This is a genomic window from Salinivibrio sp. SS2 (assembly GCF_001722075.1).
GTDB classification, from domain to species: domain Bacteria; phylum Pseudomonadota; class Gammaproteobacteria; order Enterobacterales; family Vibrionaceae; genus Salinivibrio; species Salinivibrio proteolyticus.
The window spans coordinates 1-23,102 of record NZ_MEBP01000065.1; the positions used below are offsets into that span (position 1 = coordinate 1).

The 23,102-nt window shown below is 43.3% G+C and carries 19 protein-coding genes; 10 read left to right on the forward strand and 9 right to left on the reverse strand.

What is annotated here, in order from left to right; all coding sequences use genetic code 11:
* Window positions 1-359 (reverse strand): hypothetical protein (locus BGK46_RS17730; RefSeq protein WP_217492721.1); only part of this gene is annotated, 359 nt, incomplete at its 3' end.
* A 3-nt stretch (window positions 360-362) separates the two neighbouring features.
* The gene (locus BGK46_RS06225; protein WP_069587764.1) at window positions 363-815 is read right to left on the reverse strand and encodes a hypothetical protein; all 453 of its coding nucleotides are present in this window, start codon (window positions 813-815) and stop codon (window positions 363-365) included.
* A gap of 207 nt (window positions 816-1,022) precedes the next feature.
* Between BGK46_RS06225 and BGK46_RS06230 the strand changes: the two genes are divergently transcribed.
* The 5 genes from BGK46_RS06230 to BGK46_RS06250 all read left to right on the forward strand — a co-directional run bounded on the left by BGK46_RS06230 (window position 1,023) and on the right by BGK46_RS06250 (window position 6,105).
* Window positions 1,023-1,859, forward strand: a complete 837-nt coding sequence (locus BGK46_RS06230; protein ID WP_069587766.1) for a hypothetical protein — start codon at window positions 1,023-1,025, stop codon at window positions 1,857-1,859.
* Window positions 1,860-1,875: 16 nt separating this feature from the next.
* Window positions 1,876-3,912: a hypothetical protein gene (locus tag BGK46_RS06235; RefSeq protein ID WP_069587768.1), complete on the forward strand. Its 2,037-nt coding sequence runs from the start codon at window positions 1,876-1,878 to the stop codon at window positions 3,910-3,912.
* 199 nt (window positions 3,913-4,111) lie between these two features.
* Complete coding sequence (locus BGK46_RS06240) at window positions 4,112-4,651, forward strand: hypothetical protein (RefSeq protein WP_139130740.1); 540 nt, start codon at window positions 4,112-4,114, stop codon at window positions 4,649-4,651.
* Window positions 4,652-4,664: 13 nt separating this feature from the next.
* Complete coding sequence (locus BGK46_RS06245; RefSeq protein WP_069587771.1) at window positions 4,665-5,108, forward strand: type II toxin-antitoxin system YafO family toxin; 444 nt, start codon at window positions 4,665-4,667, stop codon at window positions 5,106-5,108.
* A gap of 493 nt (window positions 5,109-5,601) precedes the next feature.
* Window positions 5,602-6,105, forward strand: a complete 504-nt coding sequence (locus tag BGK46_RS06250; protein ID WP_139130741.1) for a hypothetical protein — start codon at window positions 5,602-5,604, stop codon at window positions 6,103-6,105.
* A 288-nt stretch (window positions 6,106-6,393) separates the two neighbouring features.
* On the opposite strand, the gene BGK46_RS06255 is transcribed toward BGK46_RS06250, so the two are convergent.
* Window positions 6,394-9,756: a hypothetical protein gene (locus BGK46_RS06255; RefSeq protein WP_069587774.1), complete on the reverse strand. Its 3,363-nt coding sequence runs from the start codon at window positions 9,754-9,756 to the stop codon at window positions 6,394-6,396.
* Window positions 9,757-10,026: 270 nt separating this feature from the next.
* Between BGK46_RS06255 and BGK46_RS06260 the strand changes: the two genes are divergently transcribed.
* Both BGK46_RS06260 and BGK46_RS06265 read left to right on the forward strand, forming a co-directional pair.
* The gene (locus BGK46_RS06260) at window positions 10,027-10,254 is read left to right on the forward strand and encodes a hypothetical protein (protein WP_069587775.1); all 228 of its coding nucleotides are present in this window, start codon (window positions 10,027-10,029) and stop codon (window positions 10,252-10,254) included.
* A gap of 9 nt (window positions 10,255-10,263) precedes the next feature.
* On the forward strand, window positions 10,264-11,256 hold the full coding sequence (locus BGK46_RS06265; RefSeq protein ID WP_069587777.1) for a tetratricopeptide repeat protein: 993 nt from the start codon (window positions 10,264-10,266) through the stop codon (window positions 11,254-11,256).
* A gap of 38 nt (window positions 11,257-11,294) precedes the next feature.
* Here BGK46_RS06265 and BGK46_RS06270 read toward each other — a convergent pair whose 3' ends face one another.
* From BGK46_RS06270 to BGK46_RS06290, 5 genes are all read right to left on the reverse strand, one after another.
* On the reverse strand, window positions 11,295-11,714 hold the full coding sequence (locus tag BGK46_RS06270) for a hypothetical protein (RefSeq protein WP_069587779.1): 420 nt from the start codon (window positions 11,712-11,714) through the stop codon (window positions 11,295-11,297).
* A 5-nt stretch (window positions 11,715-11,719) separates the two neighbouring features.
* A complete protein-coding gene (locus tag BGK46_RS06275) occupies window positions 11,720-14,425 on the reverse strand; it encodes a hypothetical protein (protein WP_139130742.1) in 2,706 nt (901 codons plus the stop codon).
* Window positions 14,426-14,436: 11 nt separating this feature from the next.
* Window positions 14,437-16,794, reverse strand: a complete 2,358-nt coding sequence (locus tag BGK46_RS06280; RefSeq protein ID WP_069587782.1) for a hypothetical protein — start codon at window positions 16,792-16,794, stop codon at window positions 14,437-14,439.
* A gap of 27 nt (window positions 16,795-16,821) precedes the next feature.
* Window positions 16,822-16,974, reverse strand: coding sequence for a hypothetical protein (locus BGK46_RS17595; protein ID WP_175418642.1), 153 nt, complete (start codon window positions 16,972-16,974; stop codon window positions 16,822-16,824).
* 178 nt (window positions 16,975-17,152) lie between these two features.
* Window positions 17,153-18,235, reverse strand: coding sequence for a replication initiation protein (locus BGK46_RS06290; protein WP_069587785.1), 1,083 nt, complete (start codon window positions 18,233-18,235; stop codon window positions 17,153-17,155).
* A gap of 1,207 nt (window positions 18,236-19,442) precedes the next feature.
* On the opposite strand from BGK46_RS06290, the gene BGK46_RS06295 reads away from it, so the two are divergent.
* From BGK46_RS06295 to BGK46_RS06305, 3 genes are all read left to right on the forward strand, one after another.
* A complete protein-coding gene (locus BGK46_RS06295) occupies window positions 19,443-19,958 on the forward strand; it encodes a hypothetical protein (protein WP_069587787.1) in 516 nt (171 codons plus the stop codon).
* 178 nt (window positions 19,959-20,136) lie between these two features.
* The gene (locus BGK46_RS06300) at window positions 20,137-20,769 is read left to right on the forward strand and encodes a recombinase family protein (protein ID WP_069587806.1); all 633 of its coding nucleotides are present in this window, start codon (window positions 20,137-20,139) and stop codon (window positions 20,767-20,769) included.
* On the forward strand, window positions 20,687-21,466 hold the full coding sequence (locus BGK46_RS06305; RefSeq protein ID WP_254659663.1) for a hypothetical protein: 780 nt from the start codon (window positions 20,687-20,689) through the stop codon (window positions 21,464-21,466). The genes BGK46_RS06300 and BGK46_RS06305 overlap by 83 nt, the downstream gene beginning before the upstream one ends.
* Before the next feature lie 577 nt (window positions 21,467-22,043).
* Here BGK46_RS06305 and BGK46_RS06310 read toward each other — a convergent pair.
* Window positions 22,044-22,991, reverse strand: coding sequence for a RepB family plasmid replication initiator protein (locus BGK46_RS06310; protein WP_069587792.1), 948 nt, complete (start codon window positions 22,989-22,991; stop codon window positions 22,044-22,046).
* Between the last annotated feature and the right edge of the window lie 111 nt (window positions 22,992-23,102).

Below are 23,102 nucleotides of genomic sequence, written 5' to 3' on the forward strand. Positions count from 1 at the left end.
ATGGCGAGAGGAATAAATACCTCAGTGATCGTCATTGCACCGGATTCTATCGCCGCTAAATTAACGGTAGTAGAAGAGGCGTTGATCTTTTCATCTACAACGTTCCGTAGAGCATTAAAATTGTCTAACCCAAATAGGGCGGCAGCAACATTACTGGCCGCAGGAAAAAGCTCTAGGGTTAGCTGGGCTAGCCTATCGTCGGCGCAAATAGTGGCGTTAAATGGCCTGACTGAAACGAGGCCATCAGTCCCCTTAATGAATGCCTGTGGGCAGGAACTAATATCAGTCTCTTTTAGAGTTTCTGCTGCTACCGAAAACGGCATTAAAAACAGAATTATAAAAGTGATTAATCCTCTCATGGTTCATGATTTATTTTTTTTCTCTTTAGCTGCCTTAATCCATGGATTAATAACGTCATTTATATATTTATTCATTTGATGACGCGGAACACATATTTTTTTAAATGTTTTTTTACCGTTTCTTTCAACCTCAAAACCCTTCTCAAATCGGGCGCAAATAGCACCCACAGAGAATCCGTTATTAACCATAATGCCAATGATATTTTTAAATGGATTTAGGGCGTTTCTGTATTTAAGAGACACGCCAGCGGTTCTATGGTTCCGTTTTTCTATCCTCCCACTGCGAATGTCGCCCTTTATTTCCAATTCAATTTGACTAACCAAAGCGTTATCAAAAACATGATTTACGATGCTGTCTGGATTCTCAATCGACGAGTTCCAAGCTCTCTTAGAAACGCTCTGGGTGCCGCCTGCGCATTCAGATTGCAGGGGATTCTGATGGTTTTCCGTATTCATTTTGATGCTTTTATATACATTGTAGTAAATAAAAAAACGGAATTGAATACTATTTAATCGGCTTTATCTTGGTTTGCAAATGATATTTTCGCTGATTATATTTCAATCAAAGCAAGTTTAAAATTTTGGGAGGCATATAAGGCACGTCGCACCTATCTACTTTTCCCAACAAGTTGGGGTAGCTAGGCCGTGCCTCAAGGGAGACCCTTGAGAAACCCCTCATTTGTCCTCCGCCAAATTCAACTTGCATCAAAGCAAATTGAAATCATGTCCTCGAACAAAAAGCCAGCGTACTACACAGAAATGATCAGTTTCTATATAGCACCGTCTCAAAAAAAATCGCTCACTGCGCTTCTTTTTGATGGTCAACGGTTGTCGGCATACGCCAGATCTACCATTGACCCAGATCGCATCATCGAGCCATATAATGATGCAAAAGAACGTGAAACCGCTATTGTTCTGGCGGCTCTTTCTGGCGAATTTGATGAAGCAATTTTTGCTATTCGTGGCGCATTAAAGAAAGATTATTTAGCGAATTTTAATGAGTCTTCAGCACTTAAAAAAATCATGTTTTCCATTCTAAAAATAAGCCATAACTTGGTCGATGTTTGTGAGAAATATCATGATGAAAAATCCCTAAACAAACGTCATGTTTTGGCTAAAATTATTAAAGAAAAAGATGAGTGTTTAACCGAAAAGCTATCTTTTAAAATACCCAAGGACTTAATGAGTGTTTTGAGAAAAAAGTGTGTTGGTGATGAGTCCATTAGTCAGGTTTGCAGACTAATGCTCTGTCCCTATGGGGTGATTATACCTAGTAATACAAATACTCTAAAAATCATCACCAAATGGTCGGCATTTTACAGCTCTAGAATACTCTCACTCACTCAGCAGATTGAGGGCAGAATGGATGATCTAAATCTCGGCTTCAACGAAGCTGCTAGAGTGGCCGTGATTAACCTACTAGAAACACTAACAGATTTGCAAAGATTGATAGAAAAGGGACTGAATGCAGAACCTGTAAATTGCAACAACAAGAATTAAAAAACAAACTAAAAACATGATTATAAGGCTTAAAAACCGCGCCCAAGGGATCTTGGAATACCTAGTTTTTGGGAGTGCATTATCCGGCGGTGAACACCGCAACAGCTATGATGAACGAATTAAAGTTTCCGGTGATTGGACTACTACGAAGGCGACGCTAGATTGGCTCGGTAAGAACAAAAGTTGGAGCAACAACTATACGCACATAACACTATCGTTTAGTCCTATAGAGGCAGCAAAAATTGCTGACGTTAGCACAGAGGAACGGGATACCATGCTGGCGGATATTGTCCAAATGGCGATTAAGCATTTTGCACCTCACCGAGCTGATGAGGATCTATTGCACTACGCCGAATATCACGACCCAATCAAGAAGTTTGATAGCGAAGGTAAGGAGCGGTTGCCTCACATCCATCTAGTTCTCCCGAGACTCGATATGAAAACCGGAAATCAGTTAAGAATCATACCCAAAGATGATCAATGGATGGCGGCTATTCAGTCAAAAATTAACAGCAAATACCCAGAGCTACTCACTGATCCTGCGTGGACAGTGATCGTAAATGCTGAAAATAATATTAAGCGAAAAGACCCTTCCAAGAAGAAGTTAAACACTAGAGCATCGGAGAAACTAGCGAGCTATCTCTTTGAGAAAAAACCTAAGAGCGGTGCGGAGCTTTGCAAGCTGCTGAATGGTTATGGAGGCATAGAACCGAACAGCAAAATTAAGTTTACAGCGACTAAGAACCGAGAGACAGAACAGACGAAGAACATCTACATAAGTATTAAAGGCGTATATAACGGAAAACCTGTAGGCAACATCAACCTCACTGGCGAAAATTTCGAATTCCTAAGGCCGCTTTATGACCAATACAGAACCCTGAGCGATAATCCTGAGGAGCATGAAGCCTTACGTGAAGCGTTTAAGACTGACTTTCAGCATGACCAAAAACAGGTCATAGGCTTACTGGGTGGTTCAAAAATAGAAAAGCACCAACAGAAACTTAGGCATAAAGCAGAAAAGGAAAGCCTTGGGCGCGGAGCGATTGCGTCCAGTGCATGGCTGAGAGATAAGCTGATCCAAGAACGTTTTAACAACTGGATTAAACACGACAAGCCGAACAAAGTCTCTATCCGTGAGGTGTTGGAGCGACAAGAACGTTACGACGAATTTAACGATAAGCTTGAGCAGGACATTAACAGTTTTTCCTCCGGCCAACGCTCATTTTATGTTATGTACCAATCGAATATTCAGCACCGTTTCGTCGCGGAAGGTGTATTTTATAAGGACTCGAAAACAGACAAGATCACGTATAGCGACAAACAACATAAATTTCGGCTAGTCGATCATGGTGCGAAAATCACTGCTTCAACTACCGAGCAGACCGACCTAAGAGTGGTAGCTAGGCTAATGATTGAGCAAGGGATCGCCAAGGGGTGGGACTTAGACACCATTCAGTTTTGGGGCAGCGATGAATGGGTTAAGATTGCGAATGAAGAGCTGGAGTGGCGCAAAAACAGAGATGTTCCGGAGCCAATCCCGACCTTTGATAGCGTTGTGAGCCTAAAAGGGAAAGAGAAGGAGTATCCGACTCAGAGAGTTGAAGAGTCACTTAAAAAAGAGGCGAACAATAAGGGTGATAAGATTTGCCAGAGCATCAATAGCAGCTTCACGATGGCATCAATTGAACTCACTGCTAACAGGTTAGGATTAGATCTGAGCGGTCAAAAAATTAGCATTGATGGTAAGAGAATTAAGGATATTGCCTCCGGCAAGCACTTCTCAGCCATCGATTTTTTCACCAAGCGTCATAAAAAGCCTATATCGGAGGTTGCGCCAGTGTTTTATCAGGCTATCACTGATACTAAACTGGTTGAGCGCAATACCGCCAACGAATATTTTGATCCAGCTTCAAACACTAATCGCCCCGAAGATCATACCCAAGAAGCTACTAGGTCAGAGCCTCGCTTAGAAAACTCGGTGACGGATGAGGCTAAAAATAAACCCAACGCTGTCACTGAGAAGGCACGACACCAACTAAAAGCACCAAAATGATACTTCTTTTACCAAAAAGCTTGCGGGTCGTGTTTTGTCTAAAAATGTGTGATGTGCAGCATGGTTTTTTTTGCAATCCAACAAAATTTGGTTGTAAAATAGCTTTAGAAGTGGATAATTTGCAGCCACCCTCTTCACCCAATAATTTACGTACTAAACTAATAAGAAGTGTCTCACGATGGATATCAAAGGGGTTGCTATGAGTGCTCTTGCATTGGCACTTAGCGCAAGTGCAAATACATCGCTCATCGAAGCGACGCAAGCGACAAGTAGCCTTCGCTCTCCGAGCGCAGATTCGTCTGCCTATTTGAGTTCGGATAAGCGTGATTTCGTTGACGCAATGAACCAGACCATTGGTGCGATCAAGGCTGAAGCTAAAGTTTGGAATGAACACTATCGTTTGATCGATGAGTCGGGTACGCCAGAAGCGTTTTTTACGGATATGAATGTGAAGCATCTTGAGGACGCTGATATTGCTGTTCGTGGTTTTGAACAAATTCTACGCATCCAATCTGAGTTACTGGTCGAGGAACGCGGAGAGACTCTAGGGGATGAGGTTTTTGCTACTATTCGTCAGGTGCGAATTGCTGTTGCGAAGCTGAGGATGGCGATCTCAAACGTACTGAAAATCAAAGATCAGCTACGCCCTGCCATAGCATCTAATAAATCTATTTTTGATATGAATAACAATGCGTTACAATCACTCAAGGTTGCTACACAGAACGTCTACTATCACTAATTAGAGAGCAGGGATGCACAAAGTTTCATTCTCTCCAGATTTTGAAAAGGAAGTTATTAGTCAGTTGGGATATAAACCAACTGACCTTCAAACTGATCTCGAAGTGCATCTCGATGCGGTCGGTACAGACGACATGCCAATACCCTATCTTGGCAGAACTGATGCGTTTAACCGTCCCCAGACTGTTGTCGATGCAGGTCTATACAAAATTCATGTGTACGACACTAGTTGTTCAGCATTTAATCAGATTGAGCAGCAACGCTGGAATAGCGCCAGAAACCTCTGGCAGCGCACTAGCGACACCTATTTCATCTATGCACCTAATTTCTTTGATGAATACCATTGCCAATTTATTGGAGTGGTAAACCCTGCTCACCTAAAAACCAATGTCACCAAAAGCGGTTTCAAATGGTTTTCTCCACTGGTTGATGCTGCAAACAAGTTTAACGGAATGTAAAAACTTAGCGCTTGGCCATACACGCGAGATGTTTTTTTGACTCAAGATCCATCATTTTTAAAGGTGGTTTTGCTTTCTGCCGTTTCGCTGCGATCACGAACTGTACACCTCGAAAGTTTCAAATTTACCCCCTCCCCTCCCTACCACTAGTTATAAGGACGACCTTTTAGATAGATATTAGCGCCCTACCCCAGAACGGCAGTCGCCACCCCTCATTACTGGTAATAGGGACGACCTTTTAGCTAATTGTGACAATATGTGAATCCGCCACCATTGGAAATTTATCCCTCTCTACTACCAACTAGTTAAAGGGACGACCTTTTAGCTAGTTTATTGAGCCGTCAACCCTTGCTTGGCTTGGCTTATCCTGCTCTTACACACACTTAGCTATAGGGACGACCTTTTAACTTGAATATAAGCAAAAATCGCACTACGATTTAACTAAACAACGAGTATGTTCACAATGAATCAAAAAAACACCCTAAACAAGCTAGTGAAACAAGCACTTGCGCTACACAAAACCCATACAGACATAGCTTACGAGAAATACAACACTGAGGTTCTGGCAAGCGCTGAAAGGCATCAACCCACCACGGGCAGTGGCGCTTTCGATAAAGAAATGAGATCTATCAAGGCACGATTATCAGGGCGCAAAGCGCACGCTGTTAAGGTCGCTCGCTCGCTTATCATCGAGCATTATTTACCTCAACTGAGCGAAGCTGAAGACCTCAATATGAGCGTCAGAGAAGCCATTGAAGCCATCACGATTACGTGTGACCGATGTGTATCAAAAAACAAATTAACCGGACTTTTTAAGCGCAGTGGTGACACTCGATACAGCCCGTTTTTTACCGACCACAAATACAAAACAAGCGTGCTTTCGCACCCTGTTTTTGTCTCGCTTGGTTCTGACATTAAGGCACTCAATGAGGCGCTACCAAGCACCACAAACCCTAAGCAAAAGCAACTTCTACAGCAGCTTGAAGCCTTTAAGTAAATTCAGTCATTTCTAACTTACTACCAAGTGGGCAGTGCTCTGAAACGAGAAAGGCCCTCAGTTGAGGCAGTAAGAGCTGTTCTAGATGCAAAGATGATCAGTGGCTTGGGATGGAGTACTTGTAAGGCATTGACAGAACATTTTCATAACAACCGAGGTTAACTGTCTCTGTTTGCCTCAAATTCAATACTTTACGCCAGAATTATTGGTATATCCTACATGTGTATGACAGATAAAGACAATTGCTTATTACATATATAAACAAAGAGAGCCGAAGCTCTCTCTGTTCTATCGACGTTGGTTGCTTTCTCCAGACGGTGATTCGCCTTTTGGCAAACCTTCTGCTGGCTGAGTAGACTCCGAATAACCATTACCATTAGTATTTGCCTTCACTTCCTTGTGCATCGATGTTTCAACAACAGGCTGCGAAACAGCACTTTTAGAGCCTTCCTGATTTACTGTCTGAGCTGCTTCAGCCTCCGGCATACCTTGGTTGTTGATACTCATACCCATACCCTTGCCAGCTTGAGCTGCCATGTCTTCAAACTGTTCTTTCTGGATCTTGTTCTCTGTCATTCTTGACGACTTCTCCTTCACCTCCTTGGTTTTAGCTAGAATCATACCCGCAGCAAATACGTTATTCAGATCTTCTTTTACCTGACCCAGCGCACTGTTTATCCCCAACATATCCTGCACTTTTGGCACGACGGTCAGCGAGATTCTTAGTGAGGTAAATATGACATAGAGCACCAATGCTAACCACGCGACGATGGTTAAAATACCGAACAATGCCACAGTGATTGTGCCTGAGTTCGTATTTGCCGCGCCGAGCATTATCACGCCAACCAGCGAGTTTGTTAAAAACACACCGACATAGCTCAGTACGATAAATACCACAAATGAAATCGTGATTAGCGGCAGCGCCAGCAACCCGCCGAGTGTCAGTTTTAGGATACTGAAACTTGAAATGATCGGTTCTTTATCAAATTTAACGATGCTGGCCGCCAGCAATACAGGCAGCAACACCAATAAGGCAACGATGTCGATTAGTGCTTTCAGGATAGGGGCAATGGCACTAAAGACGATTTTCAGTGGCATCAGTATTGCGCCAATCGCACCCGCAAATACTCCACCCAACGCCAGTTTAGCGAGTACCGCCGACACCATGGCAACAACAAACATTAGTCCCGCCACAATTTTCAACGGCGCAGCCAGTTTTGAGGCTATTTTCATGGCATATGATTTTGCCTGCGTAATCACACCATCTGTTTCTGCACTACTACCACCTGTCATGGACTGGAGGTAGGAGTTAAGGTTTTGGACGACAGAATCAATGATCAAAACTAGAACCCCACCCTCAAATATCGAGGATGAAAACGAGATGATCGCGTGTACTGGATGACCAGAAAAATTAATACACGTATTGGCTCCAGAACAACCCATTAATCCAGCACCCAAGCCGTTATCACCCAATCCTAACCGCTCAGAGAGCAGATCAGAGCGCGGAATAAGCAGTTCAACACCTTGAACTAAAAACTCTGCCCAAGCATCACCTGTTACACTCTCATCATTAGCTGAAACTCGCGCTACTTGCCCAGCACTCCCCGTTAAGATGGTCGGCAAATCCTTGTTTACCGGAATAGCTGCATTTTGCGCATCTGTGGCCGTTTCAACAACCTTGCGCGGTAACCACCCAGTTTTATCCTCTTTACCGACAAAAATAGTGGTTTGCAGTTCGCTGGCGCGAATAGCATCCGCAAACGCCATCGAGCGATGCGCCGAGGACATAAAACTCAGCATTAGACCAACCGCCCCTTTCTCACGCAACTCCTGATCAGCAGCCAGATTGGCCTTCGAATCCGCCTCACCAATGTATTTAGCAGCGGCATAGCGGCTGCCTGCACCCAGCACATTAAAATAATCTACTAGGGTTTTGAAATGCGCTTGAACATCCTCTGTTAATGCCACAATCTCCGGTTTTTCACCTGATTGCTCCAGCTCCCGTTTTAAATCACCGAGGTGATTAGCCAGCGGTGTGGCGGTTGCCCCAGATACAGTGTGTTTATAAATATCAAAGGCTTTTTTCTGGCTATCACGACTCAGTAGTAGTTCCACCCCGCCGCTATTGGTCGGATACACGCATACAGGATGGCCAAACGGCTGAGCGGACAGGGATTTAAATTTGCTGAATGGTGTTTTGCCATCGTGTACTATTTGGTAAAACGCACCAATCTCAGTGCCAGCCTTATCTAGATTTTTAACGCATGACACCATGCGCCCTGCTTTTACAGTTTGATTAGCTAAGGTGAGTAGATTAAACAACGGCTCTTCAGGCTTATATGGGATCGCAAACGGCGTAAATCGGTAGGTCAGGTGCGGCAGGTTATTTTGTGACGCCCTTACACTGTATGTTCCGTCCAGCAACCCTGTTGCAATGCGGATAATTTGCGACGGTTCGGCCTTTGGGTGCTCTATAACGGTTTCTCGGATCAGCGTTAGCATCGCATCACCAATAATTTTAGCGTTACGCTGTAACTGAGTATTGCTAGCCTCCGGCGCAACCAAAACCTCTGCCATTTTTGATATTTGAATAGAGGTGGCAACGGTTTCTACCAGTTTACGATCAGCGCTCAAATCAGCACCTGTAATACTCATCACATTACTCTGTTCGAACACCTCACTAACGCCAAAATCCTGAAGAAACAGCGGCGCTTTTATACTGTGTTGGCCTGACGGTTTGCCGGAAAATAGTTCCAGATTTGTTGACGTGCTGCCACCTGTTTGCGCCCCAGCGATACTCAAGGCCAGAGAGTGATCGGTAAAAATACCATGATAAAACTCCTGAAAACTCGGATCACGGGTTTCACGGGCGAAAAATCTCCATACTGCTCCCGTTATCCCCTCAGCTTCAGAGGCATCACCATCAACCATCGTGGCATGCTCCGGCAAGACAGATAGGGCGCTGGCATAAGTGCTGCTATCCTGCGCCGTCGATAAACCAACCACTAAACTTTTAGCCAGTGCGACAGAGCGAGTTTGGTGATACTCAAGATCTAACACACTATCATCGACTTCCGATTCTGGCAGGATCATAGGCAGAAACAGCGCCGACAACCACGCACTAATCTTTAACACCACCAGTAATGCAGCCAGCGCCAGCACGACAGATGCGCTAATCCCATCATAAAATGGCAACACTAACGCAGTTGCGCCTAACAGCCACAAATCCGAGAGGTCTAGCTGCAATTCCTTCTCCCGCATTACCGCCATACCCATGTTGCCAATGCGCCACACAACTGCGCAAACTAGCAACACCAGAGCAATAAACGAGGCTACCACCATCAGTTCACTGATCATTTTTGACAGGGTTTTTACGGTTCTAGACATTACCAGCGGTTCATCGCCGATGATGTTTTGGTAAATACTACGGACTTTTTCGTTACTGTTAATCAGATCGCTGAGAAACACGCTGGTGCTGTTTAGCAACACATCATCCTGACAAACCTCCGATGATGAAATGATTTTGCCGCTGGCATCAAATGCAGCCGCGCAACTCTCGTCAGCGTGAGCGGTACTGGCAAAGACAGTGCTAAATAAAATGAGAGTGAGGCCGAAGCGCCTGAGAAAATGAAATGGATTGGTGAGCAACATGATGCTTTATTTTAATTGTACTAATTTGTGAGCGTTTTTTGTACTCCCCCATAGAAATAGATAATTAAGCTATTCGTTGTGGGCGAGAGTACTAGTTGTAGGCTTGCACTACACAACTTAGCAGGGCTATACTGCGGGCTGGCTATATCAGTGAGCCACGGCTTGCCGAGTGAACTGACCATTACTTGCCCTGAAACTTTTGGGGGAGGATTGGTCTGTTCGCAAGAATATCCACATCTCCCCCTCCTTTTCCACGATCGGAGATGTACTATGGACAACCACAACAATTTCCCACAACCAATTGACCGCCGTAAAAGGAAGGGTCAAGCCCTCAAGCAGATCGATAGAGACCTGAGAACAATCGATTCAGGACGCCTTGGTTCCCAACGGCTAGTTATCAATATCGCCCTCGATTTTCAGGAAGAATTCCCCAACTTGTCATGGGATGACGCCATAAAAATGGCTATTGGTTACTACCAACGCATTTATGGAGCATAAGGAGGATTTATGGCTAATACTTACCCGCTCACTATTGGATCCCATACCTACCAAATATCTAAACGTTGGCGACCAACAATGGATCAGGATGGACCTAAATCTGTCCAGCTCATTGATACTGACAGGGTGATGCTCTCAGACCAAAAAAGGGTGGTAGATTACAAGAGTGAATTCAAAGCCTATAAAGCAAAAGGCGGCAAGCAGAAGCAAAAAGATTATCTGGACGCCGCAGCAAATCGCGACTTTGGCGCACCTTGGGATACCACCATTGATATGGCAAAGAAAGAAATGAACAATCTGTACTGGGGGCAAAAAGATTGGATTACCAAAGAAGATCACCAGCTACTTTTTGCCCTAGCAGATTCAGGACATGCTCATGCAGCCTACCATCTTGGTACGCAGCTCACTACACAGGATGACTACGAATGGGCAATAAAGTTTCTGGTTGACAGCCATAACTTCGGGCACCTGCATGCAATTTTCGTGTTGGCCGAATACCTTTTCGAGAAAAAAAACATAGAAGAGGCAATAGCTTGCCTAGTGATCGCTGGCGACAAAGGTAACAATATTGCCACCTTGACCTCATGTCACTTCAGTATATTTGGCCTAATGACCTCATGTAATGGAGAAAAGCTGGAAGGTACGTTACAAAAGCTCACCGACTTAACCCCATATACTACCGCTCGCTATCTAAAGCTATACCTTTTGATCTCGCAAGGAAGGGACATAGAAGCTCTACAGCTTCTAAATAACATCATAGAAAATCCTCAAAATCCCCCGCCCAAAAAATTCAGCGACGAAACCTTTGAGATTCGAGGGGAGAAAATCAGCAACTACTTTGCCGAAGTCAAGCAGCAACTTTTTTACAATGATGCGCCTCCGAGCACCATCCCCGATAGAATCGGGGTGTTTGAAAAAGTTGGGGGCAGATATGGCTTCCCATCCTTCGATGACTTTAAAAGCCTGAGAAAACTATTGGAGCGCGAAATAAATGGCAAGTGATGGTTAACAATAAGCAGCCCGAACTGAACTAGGGCTGCTTAGTTTGGTTTGTCAAAAGGCATTGTAACCTTCTGTTTTTTTATGGTGAGGATCTCTTTTGTGTCCGCTGCTACGATAGCTCCCCCTCGATCGAGTATCGCCTTAAAAGTGGATCTGTGCTTTAGCCCTGCTACCCTCGATGCAGCCGCCTGCGATAAGCCACTGTCCCGAAAAACTTTCTCCAAATTTCGTGCCGTCGTGAAGACTGAAGGAGACTTCCCTGAATTTTCACAATATGGAAAAAAAATTCCGGTACGACGATATAGTTGTCCGTTAGCGTCAACATATGTTCCCTTACTACGTAGTTCATACATGCGCCTGTAACTAACCCCCATCAATGCGGCTACCTGCCCGTTATTCAGGGCATTCTCTTTCATGGTTCTGTCTACATAATGTTCAAATTGCTCAATCTGCTTCATTCTCTTTATCGGGTTAAACTTTTTGCAAAATCCGTTTTTTGCTTAGCTGCATTTATTGTTTGCTCACCGCCTATTTGCGTCTGCGATCCATCTTGGAACAATGCGGTATTAAATTCGCTAGCCTGTTTGTAAACATCCAGCAGTTTGCCTACCAATACCATCACAAAAATCACGTACAGCAGGGTATAAACCACCACACCAAACAGAATAGAGGTAATAGTTCCTGACAGGTTATTGACATGCCCAGCGAGCTGCGTCACGCCGCCCAACACCTCCGGCAATAGACGCTCGGATAAAATGATAGACAGGTAGTACATTAAAATCAGACCAACGAACGTCACCACCAACGACACGCCCTTTAATAGCAAATCCGTGTATTTTCGTGCCAACTCTTGCGGTGCAACGAGAGGCTGGATAACCAGCAATAGCGTTGTCGCAATCAGTGTCAGCCCAGCCATCAACGACCATAAAATCCCAGCATAAAACGGCGCAACGATAATCAGAGGTAGGAGGTATTTTAGGGCGAACCCCATAAATAAAATCATATGGCTCATCGATAACGTCCCCTCAGTCAACACGGCACCTGCTGTAAAAGCGGTCACACCGCTCAACACGCTAAATATTGCATCGGAAGGGGGAGAAAATGGTTTGTCGGCCAAGGCCGTTTTTATTTCCGGCAGATAGGCAGCAATGCCACCGCCAACGGCGGCGGTTACACCTGCAATCGCCTTGGATTTGCTCAGTGCTCCGGTCTGTATACCTTCTATTTTTCCATCGCCAGACTGCGCTTTTTTATCCGCGCCCTGCTTTGACAGCATCTTCGTTGCAACTGGTGTTAGGTGATTACCCGCCTGCAAGGCAATATAAAAATCGATCATCTTGTTGCCCAGAGAGCGCAGCGTTTGTATTGGTGTTCCACACACACCAACAACCTCACCCTCTGCGTTTTCTAACGACTGATTCGGGTTATTCAGGCATGTATCAACACGCAGAATTGAAAATATGTCATGGTTAGGTGTTGAGTCTGTTTGAGTTCGTGCCAGCAAATCCTTTGGCGTCAGCCTGCCCACTCCCGTGTCATAAATTGCTTCTCGGAAACGGCTATATATGTCCCTATGACCAAAATCAAATGGCCCAGCCTCCGTCATTGCGACCTGACTAACAAAAGACCATTCAGCTAGTGAGCGCTGAGGCACGACAGGTGGCGCGTTACGCTCAATTAAACTCATCAGATCCAGCGGTTTGGCGATCCAACCTAGTCTAGCTATTTTTTCAACGTGATTTCCTTGCGCCAGTACATCCACTACAACCGCACAATCAAAAATCCCCGTCTGATTGGCAGCCGGATCAAAACGGCACAGCTCCTCCGCGCAGGCTTTTAGGTTGTCGATAGCACACTGCGGTTGATATTCAGTGCGGGTGCCATTGAATTTATAGTTTGGCGAATAAAAACGAGACACGAGCGCTTGAGATAAACACAACTCCGCCCTGCGCTCCTCAGCAACCAGCTCACCAATTTCTGATCTCTGCCCAGTGACATAACTAGATATGTCCGCCAAATTAGCAGGGCAGGTTTTGTACCACTCTGGATCCAGAACAGGTAGTTTGTCACCAGTTTTAATACTAAAACTGCTGCCTAGCGACGTAAATTGTGCCGTTTTAAAATCCAGTGCCGACTGCACCGCATTACGCACCGCATTAGCAAATAACTGCGCCTCTTTATCCTGCCATACCTCCCTGCTAACGCTCATATTCGTTTCTGCCATTTGCGCTGGCGTAGAGATGTTTTTTGGCATAGTGATAGTTAGGTTACAGGCGTTATCGCTGTTGCCGTAGCTGGCTTTATGGCTTGTGTCGGTCTGACTAAATTTAATGCCGGAAACTACCGCTCCATGAGCGCTAGCTGGAAGCTCTGTTATTACGCACGAGGCGAATCTCAGAAGATGTGACATATCATTTAGCACATACCCCACATCATCCTGTTCGCTCAATTTCGTTGTGAGGTAATTTGGGTGCGGAGGGAGATAGAACGGGAGTGATGACTGCGTATTTTTCGCAAATTGTTTATCAATTTTATCTGCCGCTATCGATGCCGCCCCCATCATGCGAAACATAGCCATATTTATTATCGAATAACTGCCGGACTGGGCACTGACTCCCGAGCCGGTTAATAACCCAATTGGCGCAGCTAACAGCAACACAACTATCGCCATGCCGAACTGCCGGATCTTATGATTTCTCCCCTCACCCCGTGTTTCGGCCATCATTGAGCTGCTCAAACTGATAAAAATCGATGCAATAGCCGTGGACGCAATAATAACTGAAAGACCAATCACCACGCTGGTAAATACCCCGACAACCTGATTACTCAGGGCTGGAATATCCCCTGTGCAACGTAAAACATCATCAGAGGTCAGCGTTTTTAGTTTCCTCTGATCACGGACGTTGTTTGTAAAATATTGGGCTGCATCAGTACCGAATACACCAAGCGCAAATTGCTGTTCGATACGCGAAAAACTCTCTAACTGACATTCATTTGATGCGTGCAGTGCTGGCGCGAAAAGGGTGGCAAAACTGACGAAAAGTATGAAGCGAAATTGGCGGAACATCACTTTTTTATAAGAGTAATAAACTCTTCGTAAATGTTCAATTTTCGAGCACCAAATGCCCCTAAATGACAATCTCAACTCTAAATAAAAAAGGGAGCGCATGCCCCCTTTTTTTACTTAACTAGCGTCGTGATTTTGGCCTTGTTAAATAGTCCGGTTATCGTGTCGTCCTCAACACTCAATGGACTCATCTCATCGCCCAGATTTGCTGTAATATAGCGGTACAAGTCAAAAGGCAATTTGTAACACAACAAGTATCCCAAAAACGTAAATGCCGCTGGGTAAACTAAGACATTCAGTGCCAAATATGTAAGCACCCCCTCTCCCTGAAACCACGGAAATATTTTGATTAGCATCATTGCCATCCCGCATATAGAATTAAACAACATAACGCCGCACAACCATGATGTTACGCCCAAAATGAGCATAACAGGTGGGTTAATCAGCTCGGATTTCACAAAACCAACCCACTGCACATCATCACTCTGGTTCTTACCGACATTTTTCAGATCTTCAATCTGGCGCTTGATGACATTAACAGTAAAAAACAATGGCGACACCATCAGCCGTAAAAACACATGATGCAAAACCAGTTTCAGCAAAAAACCAAACATCAGGAGCATCAGCGCGAACTGGAGCACTTCCGCAACTAACAAAAATAGTAATCCTAGACCACCTAAAAATGGTAGGTTAGTTGATGTAATACTGGCAATTGCCTGCAATCCATAAAAAGCCACCCCAAGATCCATTACCCTCTTTACAGCCCCAGTAGCAATCCCTAGAGAATCAGACGGGTCAACACTGCCAATCACCCCTTTGGCGAGTTCAGATAACTGAAATGAAACATTATGTTTTGTGGGTTCAAACCACGTGCGGGTAATGTAGGGGAAAAACTTATCCAAATAGGCTTTAACCTCATCCTTATCATCAATCCCCATCAGTGTTCGTGAGTGTTTAGGTTGAGTCGAGAAGAACGCCTCTAACGCCGTTTTTGTGTCTACACCTACCTGTCTTACTGCTTCATCAAACGCAATATCATGGCTGTTTTTTTCTACAGTCTGGATTTGAGAAAATGTTGGTAGCGAGAGCATTAGGCCACGATTATAATGCTCGCCCTGATGTGAAATGACCTGCCCCAGCGTATCCTGAGAAACACGTCTAAACTCTTTTTTTAGTAGTGTTTCAATGGCGTTATCAAACTGACTGAAATCATAATTACTGTCGGCGGTATTAAAAGCATCAACGGCTATCAATCTGCCATTTTCACCATGCTGGTAACCGTAATACTGATCATCAAACAGAGAAAAATCATCCCGACGAACCTTACAAAAAAAACTGTGATCTAAATTGTATGTATAAGTCTCCAAACCATGACGCTGCACACAAGCCAGCGCTTTTTTGTAGGCGGTGTATTTATCCAATTCTGTCTCAATCATTGGCGTGAGTGCCGTTAATAGTCTCTCCTGATCGGGCGATAGGACGGCTTGGGATGGTTCATTAGATTGAACTTGCAGGCGGCTATCGAGTACACCCAGCCCCGTAGCGGCCTCCAATGCCCATCCGCACCGTGGGTCAGTCTGTGCAACCTGAGACCAACTTTTACGCAGCAGGCAATCAGCGCGGGAAAAATACTCGCCAGTCCGTGATGCCTCCAACTCTCTCTGAGCCTCACCAATCATGGCGATCGAATGGTTGGTGACTTCGAATTTATCTGGATTTGCGGACGCTATCTGATGCTCAACGAGACTGGTATCTAACAGGCCATCATAAATTAACCTCGCCTGCACAGTTGCGGTAATGTGGTTTTTTAAAATTAATTGAACATCCGCAATTTTATCCGCGCCTTTTTGTTGCTCATTTACGGGATTGCTAAAATCCACCATAACGCTCAGCACACCATTAACCAACGCGCTCATACAGAGCCAGACAGTGATCGTGACGGCCAGCGGTAACACAACCACTGCTCCGCCCTGCACAGCATAGGGCGACAGGTACATGGCAATAACCGAAAAGCTGACAGTTTCAAGGACGGCCAGCCTGAGCTTTTTCGTCCCCTTCTCCGATTCGGCCTCGTCACTCGACCTCAGAGAGGTTATGGCATCATAAAATTTTAACGGCAATATCACGAGCAGCAGAACAGTCACAACCCAAAACCCAATAGGTAGCAATGCATCAAAACTGCGCTCTAAAATCGTGAATTCAGATTTTGGGAGAGTATTTTGGGATGACTGGTATAAATGAGACATTGGTGTAATGTCGAACTCATCAGCGGGTTTCGCAATACGCTCAACACGCTGCACAACTGACCATGGCACTAGATTTAGTGCTACCTTAGATCGTTCCGGAAAGATCTTTTTTATGCCCTCAACAACGATCGAAGAGCCTTCATTAATAGAGATCGTTTTTTGGGGTTCGGTTGCATTACTCACTGGTGCGAGCAGAAAGCATAAGATCAGTAATAGTTTCCTCATTTCCTCCTGTTTTTTAAATTTATGTTTTTACCAAGTCAACTGACCGTTAATAAATGCTGTCCACATCAGGTCTAGCGTCCCACTGACACCATTAACATTGTCAGCCCATGTCCAAAGGCCAGAAAGAAATAGAATAAAAAACAACTGCATGATACGCAGTGATAACGTTGGTTTTGGCACTTCCTCGCCTTTTCTATATATAATTTTCACGCATTTACTCTTGGGTTAATATCTTGATTATCTTATTGTATTATAGATATTTTTTAGATGAATTGCCACTAGTTATTATTGATTTTATCACATTTTTCGCTACCTTTTGCTCATAGAGTTAGAAGTTAATAAAAGGAAAATTGGCTCATCAGAAAAGATCGGGCTGACTCAAGTCTTCTGCTGTAAACGGCGTACCCACCATAACTGGCTGCGAACTAACAGACGCCATATCTTCTTCAAACTTGTCTTTTGAGAAATCGATGGTCTCAGAGAGGGATTGCGTAGCTTCATCTACTTCATTTCCAGCCATTTGATCCAAAAGAAGTTCCTTCAGTTTGCGAGGTATTTGAGGCCACTTTGAGCCTTTTTTTACCGCAAAAACGTAACCCTGAACAGGTCTCCCCCTTGCTTGCAGGCGGTCTTCGGCAACTACGACATCAATCCCCGAAACCTCTTTTATCTCGCTGATTGGAGTTTTTATAATTCTATTGAAGAAGCCATTTGGTTTTTTGTTAGGATTAACCCCAAGTCTCGACATCAGTTCATCTGAAGTGATGTAAAAGTACCCTCTACCATCAAGAGCATGGAGCAACCAGTGGTAAATTTTTAAAGAATATTTACTCTTAAATCCCCTCACGACATCCAAATCAAGCGAGCGATAATTGCTTAACGCTAAAACAAACGGCATGAAAGATTGAGAGAAAGTAAGTAGAATCTTTGCCTCACAACCATCCCGCTTAACATGATCCACTCGCTCAACAATTCTAATACGAGAAAGGTGATCTTCGTTACCCGAGTTATAATTAAATTGAATACTTGTTTCAAAGATCTCATTCAGACATTTGATAATATTTGACTTATTTTGTCCTCCTATCGTAGATAAAATCTCTTTTGCAGGAAGAAGAATCGTTCTAGATTCGATGGTGTCAAAATACATATCACATAAGCTTTGATCAACTAGATTGTAATCAATCTTTGACTCTCCCCCTTCGAGACTAGATCTCTCCATAAGCGTGCTAGAAACTATTGTGTCACTCTTGAAAGGATCTAAATCAAACCTCGATATAGCGCTTAGTAGGAGTTTTTGGGACAGTATATTTAAAGTTGCATAGTGAGCGAACACAAATGCGTTCTTTAATCTAACTACCTTCGTTCGCTCACTTGGTACTGCATCAACGATTTTTTTTGTGTCATATTCGACATCTTGTACTTTCAAAACAGAATTACTCATTTTGTTCTTTTTCTTAAGATTAATAATTATCTCTCAATCAATCAATATAGTGAGAGGTAAAATCAGAATTTTTAGAGTTAAAAATTTTTATTATGTTTATCAAAACCTTACAAACATACTTACTATAAAAAACATACCACCCCCCCTCCGAAAGCCTAAGGAATATGAAACAAAACTAATAAAAAAAACAGCTAACCCTCTTAAAAACCCTCAAAAATTCACTCAGAGCATCAGAAATAATGCAGATAAAGGCAAAAACCACCAAAACCATCAGAAATAATGCAGATAAAAACAGAAATAATGCAGATAAATATCCCCAAACCCCTTGCCGCTATTGGCCTCAAGTGATGCCTATAATAGAGCTCTTAATAGAGTAGTTCATTAATAGATGTTCTAATACATCGAAAAGCACCAAAGAGCCACCAAGTCTTCGACGTTGTTAGCTCTTTGTACAAACATCGCTTCGCTGCTGTTTGCACGGTGTCCAGAGGATCTAGCTCTTTAATAAAACACCCATAAACCTCAAAGAAGAGTATGTTTTTGGGAAGGAACCTTCGGTTCAGGAAGGGGATACCTATCATAACCACAACCCCTCAAAAACCGCTTTTAAGGCTAATTAAGCCTAAAACCCGACCCTTAACCTTAAATCTTCTAAACAGGGTCGATAAAAGGGCTTATAGTGCCTTTCTGAGACCAAATTTATACACCTTAACCCCACAAATACATCAACCACCAACCTCACCTCCGTGGTAACAGCAGCGTAGCGATGTTACTACTAGGCAAACCGACGCCGAAGGCTTGGTGCTGCCATAAGCCTTTTTGGATGTTCTGTGAGAGTCCCATTTTTTGGGTCGAAAAATCCCATTACATAGAACTAAGAGAGAGGTCGACATAACTACCTGTTTTTAATGACTAATCTTTCAACCTATGTATCTCTAGCTAAGATACATTAATGTTGCGATTTTCCGCAAAAAGAGACATAAGCCATTGTTTATAAATCATTTTCTATGTATCCTTATATTTTGGTCAAGTATTTAAACATCTGTTTTGCCTAGACATATTCCACATTCATAATCACCCCCCAAAAACACCCTAGCGATACACTAAGGTCACGATGGAAATTCATGTTGTTTTTTTTGGGATACGGGTTGTATCTAGTGATTTTTGTTATTAACCTTCAGGTAAGTTCAAAAACAAGAAGCAAAAAATGAAAACGAACCAAGACCCTAAACAAACAACAAACATGCACACCACAGCCACAGTGGAGCGTGAAGACGGCCAAACATGCCCAGCGGATGTAGATCAGAACACTGGTGAGATTAAGCAAAAGTCAGCGGCCTTTTACGCATTCAATAAGCAGAATTACAAAAAAAAATTACAGCTCGCTATCGACAATCCTGTAGCAAACTCGATCTTTGAGTACATGGTGAGCGAAATGGACAACACCAATGCCCTTTGTGTATCCATGAAGACCCTAGAAACGATCTTCGGATTAAAACGAAACGCCCTAAGCAAGCACATCAAGTACCTTGAAAAAGAGCAATTCTTAGAAATTTACAAGCTGGGCAATATGAATGTATATGCTATCAATGCCTACCTTGTGTGGACTCAAGGCGATGCCAACCTACACAAAGCCAAGTTTAAGGCGAATGTTGTTCTCAACCTTGATGAGCAGACCACTAAGGTTAAGCGTGAGTACGCTAAGCAGGTGAGTATTAAGTGATCGCTACAAAATAAAAGTCACAAGATTAAGTTTTCTTCAAACCTCCTAGTCGGAGGTTTTTTGGGTATACTCAATTGTCATACCTTTTAATCTCAGAATATGTAAATTGATCACCACTCAAATGTCACGTAGTATGGATCACCACTCAAATGTCATGTTTTATTGATTTATGTCAGAAATGTATATTCATGCTTACCTTCGCGCATCGACGTCAGATCAAGATGCCAATAGAGCAAAAAATTGCCTAATTGAGTTTGTCGAAAAAAAAGGTCTTCGTATAGCAAGTTGGTATACTGAAACAAAATCGGGTGCTTCCCTTCAACGACCTGAGTTAATGCGCCTACTGAGAGAATCAAAGAACGGTGATGCAATTCTGGTCGAGCAGATTGATAGATTGTCGAGATTAAATGAATCAGATTGGCTTCAGCTAAAGAATCTTCTCGCTGAGAAAAATTTGAAAGTGATTGCATTAGATCTTCCAACCAGCCATCTTGCACTTTCAGAACAAGCTACAGACAGCTTCACGCAAGCAATGCTTAGCGCTATCAACGGTATGATGATTGATATGTTAGCTGCGATATCGCGTAAAGATTACGAAGATCGACGCCGCAGGCAAGCACAGGGCATTGAGAAAGCGAAAAACCAAGGCAAATACAGAGGCAGAAAAGCAGACGCCGCTCTTCATGAGAAAATCTATAAGCTTCGAGTCTTAAACGGTTTGAGCATCAATGAAACTGCTGAACTCACAAATGTCTCAGCGCGTACAGTTATTCGAATTGCAAAGGCGATGCAACAAGCAAAAGAAATATAAGGCTAGAAAATTGAAAAACAATAACTTTGACCCTGTCATCGTCAACAAAGAGCCTTATAGCATAGGACATTTAAAAGATATAATGCTGAACATCGACATAGATTTTAGTAACGGCGATACTCGAACTATTGCTGTACACATGCGTCCAACGAATCATCTTTTTAGCAGAAAGGTTGAAGGGACAGACTACGAAAACAGACCCGCACTCACAGCGACAGGCCATTGGTTAACAAGCTACGTTCATCACGAAGGAAACTTTTTCAACGTAAAAGGTAATCCTCCGAGCATCAAAGAGCATCGGATATTTTGCAGAAATAAATGGCAAGACTCATTTTTGTTCCCGTCTTTCGTTGAGCTGATTAGAGATAGGCCTTCTCATGTGACAGTTCTGGCGAACGCAGGAGATGATAAAACTTGTCTGAGCGGTATTCTCGAAATCGAAGAGCGCCCAGACGAAGTTTATCTCGTCTTTTTCACTCTCACTAAAGTGAATAGCAAAGAAGCAAACATGCTGATTGAGAGTGCATACTGCGTAGATCGAGCGAAAAACCTTAAAGCGAAGAAGTTAATCTCTAACACTCGAAAAGAAGAGAGCAAACCCTTTGTTGTGGCGTTAAAAAATGTAATGGAAGGTCGCAAACCTATGCTGAGCGTTAAGAAAAGCCGTCGCGCATACAAGCGAAAAAAGAAGAAATAAGGATCCATAAATGCAAAAAGCTCTGTTTAAAAACAGAGCTTTAGCAAATATCTCTTCCGGATTACCTAGTTACGATGCGTCTTGCGCAAACACCAGCGTATGTGAAGACCCGACATTACTCGCTCATCACACCTTTTTAGCTAGCGGGTGGGGAGGAATTTGCAATCCGACTTAGTCTCCCTCTCAGCTATTGCTAAAGATACACTCAGTGCACCTAGGTTGTCAACATGCAACAGATTCCGGTTTGGTGCACCCATTACTGCAAAACCTTCCTAAAGTCACAATAGATAGCGTCTTAAGGTCACAATAACCCTGACGCTTAAACCCAAATTGCCTTTTATATTGATAAAAAACAGTTATTTAGGTGCGTAGTGTGGTCATTACCGCAAAACCTTCCTAAAGTCACAATAGATAGCGTCTTAAGGTCACAATAACCCTGACGCTTAAACCCAAACCGCCTTTTATATTGATAAAAAACAGTTATTTAGGTACGTAGTGTGGTCATTACTGCAAAACCTTCCTAAAGTCACAATAGGTTGGCACATTGTGACATTGGCATTGCAGTATCACAATGTGATTATTGTTTCTTAACGGCAATTGCAGATTGAATTGACGCAATAAGTTCCGGTGGAAACTCAAATCGCTCCTGAACCATCAGCGTACCAATGTGCTCTTGAAGATTTGTTAGGTCTGAAATTGTCAGAGGCTCTACATCCCCTCTTGAGACAGCAACGTAAGATTCTACAGCACGTGTTAGAGCATCCTTTTCCTCTGTAACATTCTGCTTTTTAGGGGTTTTTGAGCATATTGTGAAACGAATACGCTCCACTCCTCTCTTTTTTTCTTTTAGGTCGTGAGAAATCGTTAGGTCGGTCTTTTTATTAATCTCGGATACCGCTACTTCCAGAAATTTTCTCCTGAAGTCCGGCATTCGTTCACGATATGATTTAGGAAGATCGTAACGGTCACACATCCACTTAACTTGTAGATCTACATACCCTCTTGATTCCCACTGCCGCATAGTCTCGTACAGCCTCATTACATGCGGATTCGAGAGGTTTCCGGCCTCACTCAGCAGAACTCTAGTGAATTCCTTGTCGATCTTATTGATGATTGATATTAGTTCTGAGTTGAAATAGAGAGTAACAGCCCCTCTACGTGGCCTAAGGGAATGTTTGGTCAACCATGACATTGCATCCAAAGCTTTCTCTCCGTCTTCCCCATCCTGTTCAGGCAGGTAGAAAACGACACTGCTTTTTTGCAGCTTTGTAGTAGCAGCTCTAATGTCGCGAGAAGCATTCGCTTTCTCGTATTCAAATAATTCACAAAACTCAGATATGCTAAACTCAACAGGGAATGAGCCATTATCATTCTTTGTAACTCCCCCTTTTTGAATCTTACTAATCCCAAGATAAACCAAACGTTTTTCGTTTCTTGTCAAGCTGTAAGCGGCAGTTGTGAGAGCATTAGCTTGCCGAAACATATCCGTTTTACTCAACTTATCTTGCTTAGTTACTTCCTTCATCTGCCACCCGCATCATTGTGATACTAAAATTACAGGGTCACAATGATATTCTTATTGTGACTGATAATTCAATCTATCACATTATGTGCTTATATCAATCAATAGAGGCAG